Origin of the sequence: Aquitalea sp. ASV11 (assembly GCF_016429185.1) — a bacterium.
GTDB classification, from domain to species: Bacteria; Pseudomonadota; Gammaproteobacteria; order Burkholderiales; family Chromobacteriaceae; genus Aquitalea; species Aquitalea pelogenes.
Window position 1 is genome coordinate 1 of sequence record NZ_JAELUD010000002.1, and the last position, 14,640, is coordinate 14,640.

Consider the following 14,640-nt stretch of genomic DNA (forward strand, 5'->3'; position numbering starts at 1 on the left):
GGCCAGTTCTCCATAACTTTCGTTCAGGTCCTTGTCTGCCTGGCTGTACACCTTGTTCAGGCAATACAGGCCGTCAAAGTCGTTTTTGGGTTTGTCACAGGCAGAGTTGGCCAGTGTACTGGCGCTCAATGCCAGCAGAATCAGGCTGAGCAAGGATTTCATATGAGTTCTCCTGAGCTGGGAAGATGCACAGTTTAGCACGTCGGCATCATCCGGCTGTCGCTGCTGGCAAGTCCTGGCGGGCTCGGGTGATGGCGGCAATACGCGCCTTTTCCACCATGGCCGGTATCTGGCGCGGGTCGTCACAACTGCGGGCAATGGTTCCGGCGTCCACTTCCAGTGCGGCTTGCAGCAAATGCTCCATCCACTCTACCTGCGGATAAGCGCAGTGCTCAAAATGCAGTCGCCCACGGGCATCGGCCAGTACGGCACACAGCATCTGGCGGAAACGTTCCGGTCGGCGTAGCGCGTCGCAGTCCTTGAACAGCCGCAAGATGGTGGCGGGTTTCATTTCAGCGGTGCAGTGAATCTTGGTGTGATTGAGCACGGTGATGCGCGCCAAGTCACGGCATTCCGCTGGCACGCGCAGCCGTTCGCACAATGCCAGCAAGGGTTTTTCACCACGCTGTTCATGGCCGATATGGCGCGGCAGCACATCGGCCGGTGTCAGAGCCTTGCCCAGGTCGTGGGTCAGGGCGGCAAACCGTACCGCCAGTGGCTGCTGCATGCTGGCTGCCATGTCGATGACACGCATGACATGGTCGCCGGTGTCGATTTCCGGATGGTAGTCTGCCCGCTGCGGCACGCCGAACAAAGCATCGATTTCCGGCAGGATGCGTTGCAGGGCACCGCACTCGCGCAACACCAGAAAAAAGCGCGATGGCTTGTCTTCCATCAGTGCCTTGGCCATTTCCTGCCACACCCGTTCGGCTACCAGCGCATCGACCTCACCGGCTGCCACCATATTGCGCATCAGCAGCAGGGTTTCATCGGCCACGGCAAAGCCGAAGCGGGCGGCAAAGCGGGCCAGGCGCAAAATACGCACCGGGTCTTCGGCAAAGGCCGGGCTGACATGACGCAACAGGCCGGCCTTAAGGTCCTGCTGGCCGTGATACGGGTCAATCAGCCGACCCTGCTCGTCTTCGGCAATGGCATTGATGGTGAGGTCGCGCCGCGCCAGGTCCTGTTCCAGCGTCACGCTTTCATCGGCATGAAAGGCAAAGCCGTGATAGCCCTTGCCGGTTTTGCGCTCGGTGCGGGCCAGTGCGTATTCTTCGTGACTGCGCGGATGCAGGAAGACAGGGAAATCCTTGCCCACCGGTTTGTAGCCTTGTTTCAGCATGGCTTCCACGCTGGCACCCACCACCACCCAGTCACGGTCTTTTACCGGCAGTCCCAGCAAGCGGTCGCGCACCGCGCCGCCAACCATGTAAATCTGCATCAGCGTGCGGCTTCCCGGCGATACGCCGACAAAACGAGATTGAATTCGTCCTGACCAAGATATTTCGGTGCCACCACTTCCAGCGGCGTGGGGCTGAAGCCCAGTACTGCGCTGGGGAAGGGGTGCGGGCTGACATTGTCGACACCCAGGGAGCGGACATTATCACGGCTCATCAGGGTCGGGCCGGGCAGGATTTCCATCAGCCCGGCCTGCAGCATGGCAAGGGTGTCGGGCAGCGGGATGACGGGACGCACCGTGCCGCGCAGGCGACCGACATAAGCCACCAGTTCGGCCAGGGTATAGCTGGCCGGGCCGGTCAGATCCAGGCTTTGGCCTATGGTGTGTGGATGCTGCAGGCAGGCGACGACTGCGCGCGCCAGGTCATCCGCCCAGATCGGCGCAAAGCGGGTGCCGGCACCAGCCAGCGGTAGCAGCGGGAGCTTGTCCAGCAGGCCGGCAAACAGGGTAAGGAAGCTGTCGCCACGGCCAAATACCACCGATGGGCGCAGGATGGTCCACTCCAGTCCGCTATCACGCAAATGCTGTTCGGCAATGCCCTTGGTTTGCTGGTAGTCGCTGGGGCCATGCGGGTCGGCACCCAGTGCGCTGATGTGAATGATGCGCCGCACGCCTTGCTTGCGGCAGGCAGCAATGATCTTGTCCAGCAAGTCCACATGCGCGGTTTCGAACTGTTTGCGCGAGCCATGCAGAATGCCGACCATGCTGATCACTGCATCGTGGCCGGCAAGCAGTTCCTGCAAGGCCAGCGGGTGATGCACATTGGTGGATACCAGTTCTGTCTTGGGCAAGACAATCAGCGAGGACTTGTGACGATCGCGATTGCGGGTGGCAATGGTGAGCGACACTTCTTGTTCTGCCAGTCGCTCGGCAATGTAGCTGCCAATGAAACCACTGCCGCCAATCAGGCAAATGCGCTGCTCATGCATTGTTTTCTCCTGTTTCTGCTTTGGTTTAACGAGCCGGGATGGTACCCATGCGGGCTTTGAGCGAGATATTGTCATGACCGAAGGTGCTGGCATAGTAGGCTGCATTGGCCATCACCTTTTGAACATAGTCGCGTGTTTCGCTGAATGGAATGGTTTCTGCATAGATGGTGCCATCCAGCGGGCGGCTGTCCTGCCAGGCGCGGGCGCGTGCCGGGCCGGCATTGTAGGCAGCGGTGGCCATGACTTCATTGCCGGACAGATTGTCCCGCACATAGCGCAAATACCAGGTGCCCAGCTGCACATTGGTTTCGATGTCATTCACCGAGAAGTTGCCCAGGCCCATCTTCTTGGCTACCCATTTGGCGGTGGCTGGCATCAACTGCATCAGGCCGGAGGCCCCCACACCGGAACGTGCCACTACAATGAAACGGCTTTCCTGGCGGATCAGGCCGTAAACCCAGGCATCGTCCACGTCCAGCTGGCGTGCATAGCGCTGGGTAATGTCACGATAAGGGGTGAGATAGCGCAGCGAGTAGTCGTGGTCTTCCCTGGTGCGTTCGGCGCTGTAGATGGCCATGTCGTAGAACGCTTCGCGACGGGCGATTTCTGCCGCAGCCAGCAGTTCCATGTCGTTGCGACCACGCATGGCCCAGCGCCATTCACGCTGCGCGTCACTGCGCAATTCGGCACGTCCTTCGTTATTGCTGATGTCCAGCAAGGCAAGTGCACGCTGAATGGCCGGGTTGGCGCGCATGGCTGCAATATCGGCATTGCCGGGGACAGTCTTGCTGGCTGGGGTGGACAGGGTATTGCCCAGCTCCTCCAGCGACAGCAAGGCGTAGTAATGGTGGCCGATGCTGGCTTTGGCAAACAGAGCCGGAGCCTCGCTGCCACGGCCCAGTTGTTTCAGGCTGCGGGCGCGCCAGTACTGCCAAGCCGGCTTGCTGGCTACATTGCTTGGCATGTTGCGGGTAATCTGCTCCAGCACGGCCCATTGCTCGCCGCGCAGGGCTGCACGTGCCCACCATTCCCATTGATCGGCAGTCAATTGCTGCGGGTCGGCCATGGCATACCACTGCAAAGCCTGACCCATGGCCTGTTTGCGTGCTGACAACAGCGCGAGCTGACCCCAGGCAAAGGCGCTGCGGTCCTTGCTGAGCGAACCTTCCACGGCAGCCAGGCGACTGGCCGCACCGCCCAGGTCGCTGCGGGCCTTGCTGACGATGCCAAACACCATCGCTTCCTGTCCGCCAGGGGTGTCGGCACTGGCCGTGGCCGGATTGCTCAGCGTCGCATTGCTCAGCGTCGCATTGCTCAGCGGCAGATTGGTGGCATCGGCCAGTTGCCTGGCTTGCGAGACAAAATTGCCGGCCAGTAACAGACGCACCCGCCGCCACAGCCAGTCCTGTGTCAGCCAGCCCTTGGCGGCGGCTGCGGTAATCAGCTGATTGCAGCCATCCGGTGCGGCGCGCATGTCAAGAAAACGGTCCAGATCGTCCGGCTTTCTGCCTTGGCGCAGGTCCAGCAGCTGGCCATAGCAGGTGGACTCCTCATCCCGGCCTTCCGCAGGCAGCTTTTTCCATTCAGCGGCAAAGCCGTCCCAGTCCTCCCGCTTGCCCAGTTTCTTCAGCCATTCATTGCGGATTTTCTCCGGCATCCAGCCTTCACGCACGCTGTTCAGAAAGCCGATGACCTGATTGTCATTGTCCCGGTCCAGTGCCTTCAGGGTAAGCCAGTAGGACGGATAGTCTTTCAGGATGTAACTGGCGGGTAGTTCGCCGGCAATGGCAGTGAGCTTGCCCAGATTGTTGCTGCGGTAGGCGTCGCGCGCGGCGATCAATTCATCATTACTGTTTGCCATGGCATGCAAAGAGGTGGCCAGGGTGCAGATCAGGGTCAGGGTTTTTAGTGTACTGAACGGGCGGGTCATGTAAACGGATCTTCTCTTTGATGGTCGGTCAGCCTCAGTCTCGCCGTGTCAGATAAGGAATGGCATGCGGTGGCGTACGAGCTTGACTGGCCGATTATACCTGCTTCTGGCAACCCTCCGATGCAGAATGTGCTACTGCCTTGCTGGTCAGCGCTGCATGAAAATGACCAATTCTAAGAAGTTTCTGATTTATTGTGGCATGTCCGAGAGATAAATTAGTGATTGTAAATTTGACTTTATTCTCAAATTTTGCGCTTTTTTTGTTTGTGAGTAGTGGGCAGTCTGATATGTTTTTTCTCTGCCAAATTTACGTTTCATTTTCTTGGCTATTTTTACTGTGATAATGCAAGGAGGTGGGTATGTTTAGTGATAATTACTTGCGAGACGTTGTGCTTCATTATGCGCAGTTGACGATTGCAAATATGCCATTCATTTACATGCACTTTCTGATATTTTTTGTATTGTGGACTGTTTGTCGGTATGTTTTTTTGGATGATTTTTTTTGTTTTTATCGTAATGTAAATGCCAAATATTTTTATGGGTATATTTTTACTATGTTGGTGTTGATGATGCTGGTGAGTCTATTTATTTCCACTTCATTTTATAGAGACAGGATTCTTTTTATGAGGAATGATTTCATTTTTTTGGCGGGTGTACTGCTGTTGCCGCTGCGGGCAGTATTTGTTCTGATATTGGCGTTGGTGTGTAGTGTTATCAAGGTGGGTAATTTTCAACTTGATATGCCATTTTTTCAGCGCTCAGTGGATATGTTGATTTATGGTTTGGTAGGTATGTTTGTGCGTAAATCTTTGAATGTTGATTTGCAAAACATGGTATGGAGTGATTTATGGTTTATCGCTGTAAATAAATTATTGGCCAGTATTTGTTCTGCTGCCGTGTTTGCCTTTTTCATATCGGACATATGGAACATTTATTTTGATGCCCTGGTATTGAGGGTGATTGGGTGGCCTGTCGTCTCCCTGCCGCTTTTGATTGGTTTTATTTATTGCATGAAAATGGATTGGCGAGAATATTGCCAGCGAATGAGAGTGTGATAATTGGATAGGTTGTATTGAGTAATAGATAATTTGCGGCAAGTGGGGTTTGTCTTGCGTTTGTTGAACTATTGCACTGCTGATATGGGGTGTTGTTAATCATGCAACCTCGTTTCATGTTTTGCTATTGCACTCGATGGTTTGGTTAATGATGATTGTGCCCAAAATGTTAGTGTGTGTATTTGTGCTATGTAAAAGTGAGCTCGAGTTATTTAAAACTGCTGGGGGAAATAATAAACCCCGCGTTAGCGGGGTTTGCTGAGTCTGTTGGAATAATGTTGCTAGGCATCCAGCCCAGCTTGGGCCAGTTCGGCCGCGCGAATCACCGCGCGGGCCTTGTTTTGCGTTTCCTGCCATTCGGATTCCGGCACCGAGTCAGCCACGATGCCTGCACCCGATTGAACATAGAGCATCTTGTTCTTGACGACGGCAGTGCGAATGGCAATGGCCAGATCCATGTCGCCGTTAAAGCCCAGATAACCGACGGCACCACCATAGACGCCGCGCTTGGTAGGCTCGAATTCGTCAATGATTTCCATTGCCCGTACCTTGGGTGCACCTGACAAGGTGCCAGCGGGGAAGGTGGCCTTGAGGATGTCGATATTGGAGACTTCAGGTTTGACGCTGCCTTCCACGCTGGAAACAATGTGCATCACGTGGGAGTAGCGCTCAATCACCATATTGTCGGTAATGTTCACCGAGCCGGTATTGGCAACACGGCCCACATCGTTGCGGCCCAGGTCCATCAGCATCACGTGTTCGGCAATTTCCTTGGGGTCGGCCAGCAGTTCTTCAGCCAGTGCTTCGTCTTCTTCGCGGTTCTTGCCACGCACGCGGGTGCCGGCAATCGGGCGCACGGTGACGGTTTCCTGCTCTCGGCGGACCAGGATTTCCGGCGAAGAGCCTACAACATGGAAGTCGTCAAAATGGTAGAAGAACATGTAGGGCGACGGGTTCAGGCTGCGCAGTGCCCGGTACAAGGTCAGTGGTGAGTCGGCATAAGGCATTTGCATGCGCTGTGCCAGCACCACCTGCATGATGTCGCCATCCACAATGTAGCGCTTGCACTTTTCCACTGCCTGCTTGAATTCTTCCTGGCCATATTCGGAAACCGCCTTGCTGATTTGCGAGGGCAGTGACAAGGGGATGTCCTGCGGCTCACGCAAGCGTGCGCGCAATTGCGCCAGGCGGCTTTCTGCCTTGGCCAGTGCATTGGGCACGGCCGGGTCGGCATAGACAATCAGGTAGAGCTTGCCGGACAGGTTGTCCACCACGGCGATTTCTTCGGACACCATCAGGAGAATATCCGGCGTGCCGATAGGGTCGGGTTTGCGTGTGTTGGCCAGGCGCTTTTCCACGTAGCGGATGGTGTCGTAGCCGAAGTAACCAACCAGGCCGCCGGTAAAGCGCGGCAGACCTTCAATTGGCGGGGCAGTAAAGCGCTGCTGGAAGCTTTCGATGAAGGCCAGCGGGTCGCCTTCATATTGTTCGATCACCTTGTCGCCATATTCCACTTGCACCTTGTACTCATTGACGCGCAGGCGGGTGGTGGCTGGCAGGCCGATGAAGGAGTAGCGTCCAAAGCGCTCGCCACCAACCACTGACTCCAGCAGATAGGAGTAGGGCTGATTGGCCAGCTTCAGATATACGGACAGCGGGGTGTCCAGGTCGGCGAACAATTCCAGTGTGACCGGAATGCGGTTGTAACCGGCCTGGGCCAGTTGATTGAATTCTTCATGCGTCATGCGTGCGCTACCTTGAAACCGGATTGAAAGCAAAAGGGATGGACAGAATGTGGCTTAGCGTTGCCATCGCCAACTGGCCGGTGCGGGCAGGAAAGTCATGATGCAGGCTTTATCCATGTGGAATGAAAAGTGGAAGCTTTATTTTTTCATCAAATCGTATAGTTCGGCAAGGTTGCCGATGACGAGGTCGGCTTGCAACTGGCTGGCATCGGCATAGCCGTAATTCACGGCAATGGCGGTGGCACCGGCAGCACGGGCGGACAGGATGTCGTTTTCGGAGTCGCCAACCATGGCCAGTTCGCTGGTCTGGATGCCCAGCACATCGCAAACGTGCTGCAAGGGCAGGGCGGAAGGCTTTTTCTCGGCCAGGGTGTCGCCGCCAATGATCAGGCTGAATGCGTCGCGCAGATCCAGCTGCTCGAGTAGCGGGACGGCCAGGTATTCCGACTTGTTGGTGACCACCACCACCGGCAGCTGCAAGGCGCGCAGCAAACCCAGACCATCACGCACGCCGGGATATACCGTGGTGTTGTCAGTCAGGTGGGCGTGATAGTAACGCACGAAGAAGTTGAAGCCTTGTTCCCAGATGGCAGCATCGGCCTGGCCGTGGCGTTCGTCGGTAATGGCGCGGTGGACCAGGCTGGCAATACCGTCACCGACATGCTCCTGAATGCGCAGGTCGGTGAGTGCGGGCAGGCCCAGATGCTCACGCATGGTATTGGCGGCAGCGGCCAGGTCGGGAATGGAATCAACCAGGGTGCCATCCAGATCGAAGGCAAGGGCTTTGATGTGTTTCAGGTTCATGACTTGGATTGGTAGTGCTTATTAGGTTGGGTCGGGCAATTGGCGGATATCCAGCACGGTTTGGGTGCCGAAACCGGGGCTGAGCAGGTGGTCGGCAATCTTGCGGGCCGCCTGTTGTGGCGTGCTCAGACCGCCATCGCGCTTGAGCGCGGTAAAGCGCCCCAGTTCGCGGAACTGCTGCGGGTCGCTCTGGCGAATGCTGGCCTGCATGTCGGTGTCAATCACGCCAGGGTAGATGGCGGCAATACGTACGTTACCGGCTTGCTGTTCGCTTGCCACATGGCGGCAGAAGTGATCGAGCCCGGCCTTGCTGCTGCCATAGATGCCCCAGCCCGGGTAGGCCTTGACGGCAGCGCCTGAGGAAATGCAGGCAATGCGCAGTTCGCATTCCAGCGTGTCAGTCAGTCGCAAGAGTGCATCGGTCAGCAAGATGGGTGCAGTCAGGTTGATGGCCAGCGCACGCGAAACTTCGGCCGTGGGGTAAAAGCCTGCACTGGCAATGGGGCTGACCACGCCGGCATTGTTGATCAGCAGCAATTGGGTAATCTGCTCCAGCGGCAGGCATTGCAAGGCCTCGGCCATGATGCCGTGCAGGCTGTCGCTGTCCGCCATGTCGGCACGCAGGAAATGCAGGTGCTCCGGATGGTGCACGGCCAGTTGTTGCAGTGCCGGGCTGTGTTCCCGTGCGAGGCCCACCACCATGCAGCCGCGCTGCAGCAGGTCGGCAGTCAAGGCCAGGCCCAGGCCGCGTGAGGCTCCGCTGATGATGGCGGCTTGCATCAGGCTACCTTGGCCAGTTCGGCACGCATGGCGGCAATCACGGCCTGGTAGTCCGGTTGGCCGTAGATGGCAGAACCGGCCACGAAGGTGTCGGCACCAGCAGCGGCAACGGCTGCAATATTGTCCACTTTCACCCCGCCATCCACTTCCAGCCAGATTTCACCGCCGTGCTTGGCGGTATACTCGTCGATACGCTGACGCGCAGCAGCTACTTTTTCCAGCGCATGCGGAATGAAGGACTGGCCGCCAAAGCCCGGATTGACCGACATGATCAGTACCATGTCGATCTTGTCCATCACGTGGTCCAGATAGGACAGCGATGTGCCCGGATTGAATACCAGGCCTGCCTTGCAACCGGATTCCTTGATCAGGCCCAGGGTGCGGTCGATATGCTCGGAGGCTTCCGGGTGGAAGGTGATGATGTCCGCACCCGCCTTGGCAAACATCGGCACCAGGCTATCCACCGGCTTTACCATCAGGTGAACGTCGATCGGAGCGGTGGTGTGCGGACGGATGGCCTCACAAACCAGCGGGCCAACTGTCAGATTAGGGACATAATGGTTGTCCATGACATCAAAATGAATGATGTCGGCTCCGGCGGCGATGACGTCGCGTACCTCCTGGCCAAGACAGGCAAAGTCGGCGGAAAGGAGGCTGGGGGCAATACGGAAGTCGCGCATGGTCTACCTTGCAATCACGGATGGATTCATCAAACAGGCGCATATTCTACCGCGCCACCGGAGCATGGCGCGATAAAATGCAGTACCCACCACAAGGAAATGAAGATGGCTGACAAAACCTACCGGATTGAAGTGGAGGCCGAGCCGCACTATGTCGCCGAGCAATCCAATATGGCCACGGACATTTACGTCTTTGCCTATCGTATCCGCCTGACCAATACCGGAACCGAGCCGGCGCAACTGATCAGTCGGCACTGGATCATCAGCGACGCCAATAACCAGGAACAGGAAGTGCGCGGCATGGGGGTGGTAGGCGAGCAGCCACGGCTGGAGCCTGGCCAGACATTCGAATACAGTAGCGCCACCCATCTGAAAACACCGTATGGCGCCATGCGTGGCAGTTACCAGATGCTGGCTGATGACGGTACGCGTTTTGATGTCACTATCCCGGAAATGACGCTGGTGGCACCGCGCGTGCTGCACTAGATATCAGGACTGCTGCGTGTGCTGTTGACCTGCGGGTCTTGAAGATTGGTTTTCACTGTACTGGCGTCCGCCAGTCATCCTGACAGGATGTGTTCATGCGTTTTACCCATAGTGGCCCGGCGCCCGAGAATCGTAACGACCTGCAAACCCTGAAGACCTTGCTGCCCTATTTATGGGCGTTCAAGGGCAGGGTATTGCTGGCGCTGGCTTGCATGATCCTGGCCAAGGTGGCGGCAGTGACGGTGCCGCTTTATCTGAAGGACATTGTCGACCAGTTATCTGTCCCGGCAAGCCTGCTGGCAGTGCCGGTGATGGCGCTGCTGGGATATGGCCTGGCGCGGCTGACTTCCAGTGTGCTGGGAGAAATGCGCGATGCCATCTTTGCACGTGTAATCCAGGGTGCGGTGCGCAGTGTGGCACGCGGTGTGTTCCAGCACCTGTTACGGCTGTCCTTGCGTTTTCATCTGGAACGTCAGACTGGCGGCATGAGTCGCGATATCGAACGCGGCACCAAGGGCATCGGCTTTCTGCTCAATTTCATGGTGTTCAACATCCTGCCCACTTTGCTGGAAATCGGCATGGTGTCTTTCATCCTGTTCCATCGCTATGCCTGGGAATTTGCCGCAGTGACACTGGGCACCATCGTCATTTATATCGTCTTTACTCTGGTGGTGACCGAATGGCGCACGGTATTCCGTCGCAGCATGAATGACCTGGATTCGCGCGCCAATGCCAAGGCCATTGATGCCCTCATCAATTACGAGACGGTAAAGTATTTCAATAACGAAGCTTATGAAGCCGAACGTTACGACCGTAACCTGGCTGCATGGGAAGCTTCTGCCATCAAGAACCAGGTTTCCCTGTCCATGCTGAATGCAGGGCAGGGCATCATCATTGCCAGCGGCGTCACCCTGATCATGGTGTTGGCAGCGCGCAGCGTGGTGCAGCATCAGATGACAGTGGGCGATGTGGTGCTGGTGGCTACCTTTATCACCCAGTTGTACACCCCGCTGAACTTCCTCGGCTTCATCTACCGTGAAATCAAGCATTCGCTGGCTGACATCGAGCGCATGTTCGGCCTGTTGTCCACTCATCAGGAGGTGGATGATGTACCGGGCGCAAAGGTGCTGGCCTGCCGTGATGCCAGCATCCGCTTCGAACAGGTTGATTTTGGCTACGATGCCAAGCGCAGCATATTGCACGGGCTGGATTTTTCCATGCCGGCAGGCAGTTCGCTGGCGGTGGTCGGGGCGAGCGGGGCGGGCAAGTCCACGCTGGCCCGGCTGCTGTTCCGTTTTTATGATGTGAGTGCGGGGTGCATCACCATCAATGGGCAGGATCTGCGCAGCTTTACCCAGGATAGCCTGCGCGCACATATCGGCATCGTGCCGCAGGACACGGTGCTGTTCAATGACAGCATTTATTACAACATCGCTTATGGGCGACCGGGAGCCAGCCGGGACGAAGTCATCGAGGCGGCTCGTTCTGCACATATTCACGACTTTGTGATGAGCTTGCCCGATGGCTATGACACCCAGGTGGGGGAGCGCGGCCTGAAACTGTCCGGTGGTGAAAAGCAGCGGGTGGCCATTGCGCGTACCATTCTGAAGAATCCGGCCATTCTCATTTTTGATGAAGCCACCAGCGCGCTGGATTCGCGTACCGAAAAGGCCATCCAGCATGAACTGGCCGTCATTTCTGCCAACCGTACCACGCTGATCATTGCCCATCGGCTCTCCACCATTGTCGATGCCGATCAGATCATCGTGCTGGATGACGGCATGGTGCTGGAGCGGGGCACGCATCGCGAGTTGCTGGAGCAGAACGGACGCTATGCCGAGATGTGGCGCTTGCAGCAAGAACAAGGCGAGGAAGCGGCGGTCGCAACATAAGACCTTTCCTGCCGTTTCTTGGTTGCCCGGTTGACCTGTGTCTGCCGGGCTCTTTCATCCCTTCAGTCCGCATCATCCCTCATATAGTCAGCAGTCTTTGCGCATGTGCATGCTTGGCTTAGATAAAATATGCTATCAGCAAAGCCTGCAGCATTGACAGAATGCTTGATACACATTTAAATAACACTAATAGATGCGTACTGTCATTCAATAGAGTGCTGCCTGCTTGCACAGTCGTGGTGCAAGTATCGGTCCTGTTGTGCGATTAGTATCTCCAGCCTTGCTGGGTGCCGCTTGCCGGAGCATTTTCCATTGGCTATTCCAGCGGGCAACTGGTGGCCGACGCATGCCAACGCAATAACAGCCCAGAGTCATCGAGAGGGAATGTCAGCCATGAAAGCAAGCGGCAACCGCAGCCTGATCCGGGTGGTCTCGCCTTTTGTGGCGATTGTTGGCGCATTGCTATTGCTAAGCATCATCAGCCTGAATGTGCTGTCCACCATCCGTGCCTATGTGGGTGGAGAGGGCTTGTGGTCCAAAGCCCAGAAAGACGCCATTTACTATCTCAGCCGTTATGCGGGCAGCCGTTCCGAGCAGGACTTTAATGCCTACAAAAGTGCCATCTCCATCCAGCTGGGTGATCGGCAGGCTCGTCTGGCACTGGACCGCTCGGTGCCGGATCTGGACGCCGCACGGGCTGGCTTGCTGCAAGGGGGCAATAATCCAGGTGACATTGATAATGTCATTACCGCTTTTCGCTGGTTCCGCCATGTCAGTTATCTGAGCCAGGCCATTCATTACTGGGAAATCGGTGATAGCTATGTCATCGAAATCTCCAGTATTGCCGAGCGGCTGCACGACGGTTTCAACCATGGTTATATCAGCGACGACGAGCTGATGGCCTTGAGCCGCCGCATTGTTGAAATCAACGAAGAGCTCAAGGCCCCGGCACGCGCGTTTTCGGAAGTGCTGGGAGAAGGCTCACGCTTTGCCACGGCGCTGCTGTGGTGGGTCAATGTGCTGGTCGGCCTGGTACTGTTGCTGCTTACTGTGCGGCAAGTGCAGGTTTTGCTGCGTCAGTCCGCCCGTTTTGAAGCCGAACTGAATGCTGAGAAGGAAAGGGCAGAGACCACGCTTAATTCCATTGGCGATGCGGTGATTACCATTGACCTGTCCGGCAAGCTGCGTTACCTGAATGCGGTGGCATTGCACATGATCGGTGGCGGTGAGCAGGTACTGGGCCGCTATTTCGAAGATGTGTTTTCCATGATTGACCTGTCGGGCAGCAATCTGGATCAGTTGGGCAGCAGCCAGTTGCGCGCACAGTGTGCCAACAAGCAGACCTATCCCAGTCTGCGCCTGCAAGGGGTGGATGGCAGTAGCCACATGATTTCCCTGGTTGCTGCGCCGATTCATGATTCGCGCGGCGAGATAGATGGCCTGGTGCTGGTGTTGCATGACAAGTCCATCGAGCAGCAGTACATCAATCATCTGAGCTGGCAGGCGGCACATGATGCCCTGACCGGACTGTATAACCGGCGCGAGTTCGAGCAACGCGTTACACGAGCCCTCAGCCGCCTGATGGTGACGGATACTTCCCATGCCCTGCTGTTTGTGGATCTGGACCAGTTCAAGCTGGTCAACGATACCAATGGACATGCGGCGGGTGACGAGTTGCTGCGTCAGGTATGTCGTGTGCTGCAAGAGCAGCTGGGCCTGTCGGATGTGCTGGCAAGGCTTGGTGGTGACGAGTTTGGTGTACTGCTGGAGGATTGCCGGATCGACGTGGCGCTGGACAAGGCGGATCGCTTGCGCAGGGCAGTACAGCAGGCCGGGTTCCAATGGGAGGGTATCCCGTTTTCCATCAGCGCCAGTATCGGCATGGTGTTTCTGGGCGAGCCCGGTGCCACCCTGGCTGAAAGCCTGCAGGCAGCGGATATCGCCTGTTACATGGCCAAGGAAAAGGGCCGTAACCGGATTCAGCTTTACAGTTCGAAAGATACCGAACTGGCAGTACGCTCGGTTGAAATGGCCTGGGTGCAGCGTTTGCGTACCGCGATGGAAGAAGAGCGGTTCAGTCTCTACTTGCAGGAAATCGTTCCGGTGCGGCCGGATGGCAAAAAGACCGGGCGTCATATCGAGGTCTTGCTACGTTTGCGGGACGAGGCCAACGCCATCATTCTGCCCGGTGCTTTCATTCCTGCTGCCGAACGTTTTGGCTTGATGCCGGATATCGACCGCATCGTGGTTCGCCAAACCTTCGAGACCCTGTGGCACATGCATGCCCACGGCGATCACTCCATTGCGGTGTGCGCCATCAATCTGTCCGGTGCCACCTTGTGTGATGACAACTTCCTGGATTTCATCCGGCGCCAATTCATCAGCTATGCCATTCCACCGGCAATGGTCTGCTTTGAAGTTACCGAAACCAGTGCGATTTCCAATTTGCAGCAGGCTACCCGCTTTATCAGCGAATTGCGCCAGATGGGCTGTCATTTCTCGCTGGATGATTTTGGTGCCGGCATGTCGTCGTTTGCCTATCTTAAGCATCTGCAAGTGGATTACCTGAAAATTGACGGCAGCTTTGTCAAGGACATGGTGGAGGACTCGGTAGACCGTGCAATGGTGGAAATGATCAATCGCATCGGGCATGTGACAGGCAAGAAAACCATTGCAGAGTTTGTCAGCGCCCCCGAAATCATGCAGGCATTACAAGAAATCGGCGTGGACTATGCCCAGGGCTACTACATTGGCGAGCCAGCGCCTTTCATCTCCCCGCCTTTTGGCAAGCCGGCAGTGACGGCTTATCGCTTGCCGGGGCAGGAGTGAGGCAGGCACATTTTGAGGAAGAGTGAAAATATGCTAGACCAGCATCAATTT

11 protein-coding genes are annotated in these 14,640 nt (G+C 56.5%); 4 read left to right on the forward strand and 7 right to left on the reverse strand.

What is annotated here, in order from left to right; genetic code table 11:
• Positions 1–208: 208 nt before the first annotated feature.
• The 3 genes from JHD62_RS01035 to JHD62_RS01045 are packed head-to-tail and all read right to left on the reverse strand — an operon-like array spanning position 209 to position 4,318.
• On the reverse strand, positions 209–1,441 hold the full coding sequence (locus JHD62_RS01035) for a multifunctional CCA addition/repair protein (RefSeq protein ID WP_199101409.1): 1,233 nt from the start codon (positions 1,439–1,441) through the stop codon (positions 209–211).
• Complete coding sequence (locus tag JHD62_RS01040; protein WP_199101410.1) at positions 1,441–2,388, reverse strand: complex I NDUFA9 subunit family protein; 948 nt, start codon at positions 2,386–2,388, stop codon at positions 1,441–1,443. The genes JHD62_RS01035 and JHD62_RS01040 overlap by 1 nt, the downstream gene beginning before the upstream one ends.
• Positions 2,389–2,413: 25 nt before the next feature.
• On the reverse strand, positions 2,414–4,318 hold the full coding sequence (locus tag JHD62_RS01045) for a lytic transglycosylase domain-containing protein (RefSeq protein ID WP_199101411.1): 1,905 nt from the start codon (positions 4,316–4,318) through the stop codon (positions 2,414–2,416).
• Positions 4,319–4,677: 359 nt separating this feature from the next.
• Between JHD62_RS01045 and JHD62_RS01050 the strand changes: the two genes are divergently transcribed.
• Positions 4,678–5,373: a hypothetical protein gene (locus tag JHD62_RS01050; protein ID WP_199101412.1), complete on the forward strand. Its 696-nt coding sequence runs from the start codon at positions 4,678–4,680 to the stop codon at positions 5,371–5,373.
• A 281-nt stretch (positions 5,374–5,654) separates the two neighbouring features.
• Here the strand turns inward: JHD62_RS01050 and trpE are convergent, their stop codons facing one another.
• From trpE to rpe, 4 genes are all read right to left on the reverse strand, one after another.
• Positions 5,655–7,118 (reverse strand): anthranilate synthase component I, encoded by a 1,464-nt coding sequence (gene trpE, locus JHD62_RS01055; RefSeq protein ID WP_199101413.1) that lies wholly within the window; start codon positions 7,116–7,118, stop codon positions 5,655–5,657.
• A 138-nt stretch (positions 7,119–7,256) separates the two neighbouring features.
• Positions 7,257–7,922 carry a phosphoglycolate phosphatase gene (locus JHD62_RS01060; protein ID WP_199101414.1) on the reverse strand — a complete coding sequence of 222 codons (666 nt, stop codon included), beginning with the start codon at positions 7,920–7,922 and terminating at the stop codon, positions 7,257–7,259.
• A 21-nt stretch (positions 7,923–7,943) separates the two neighbouring features.
• A complete protein-coding gene (locus JHD62_RS01065; RefSeq protein WP_233160492.1) occupies positions 7,944–8,702 on the reverse strand; it encodes an SDR family NAD(P)-dependent oxidoreductase in 759 nt (252 codons plus the stop codon).
• Complete coding sequence (rpe, locus tag JHD62_RS01070) at positions 8,702–9,382, reverse strand: ribulose-phosphate 3-epimerase (RefSeq protein WP_199101415.1); 681 nt, start codon at positions 9,380–9,382, stop codon at positions 8,702–8,704. The genes JHD62_RS01065 and rpe overlap by 1 nt, the downstream gene beginning before the upstream one ends.
• A 105-nt stretch (positions 9,383–9,487) precedes the next feature.
• Between rpe and apaG the strand changes: the two genes are divergently transcribed.
• The 3 genes from apaG to JHD62_RS01085 all read left to right on the forward strand — a co-directional run bounded on the left by apaG (position 9,488) and on the right by JHD62_RS01085 (position 14,589).
• Entirely contained in the window at positions 9,488–9,868 is a 381-nt protein-coding gene (gene apaG / locus JHD62_RS01075; protein ID WP_178973956.1) for a Co2+/Mg2+ efflux protein ApaG, read from the forward strand.
• A gap of 95 nt (positions 9,869–9,963) precedes the next feature.
• A complete protein-coding gene (locus JHD62_RS01080) occupies positions 9,964–11,760 on the forward strand; it encodes an ABC transporter ATP-binding protein/permease (RefSeq protein ID WP_199101416.1) in 1,797 nt (598 codons plus the stop codon).
• Between the two features lie 393 nt (positions 11,761–12,153).
• The gene (locus JHD62_RS01085) at positions 12,154–14,589 is read left to right on the forward strand and encodes an EAL domain-containing protein (RefSeq protein WP_199101417.1); all 2,436 of its coding nucleotides are present in this window, start codon (positions 12,154–12,156) and stop codon (positions 14,587–14,589) included.
• Positions 14,590–14,640: the final 51 nt, after the last annotated feature.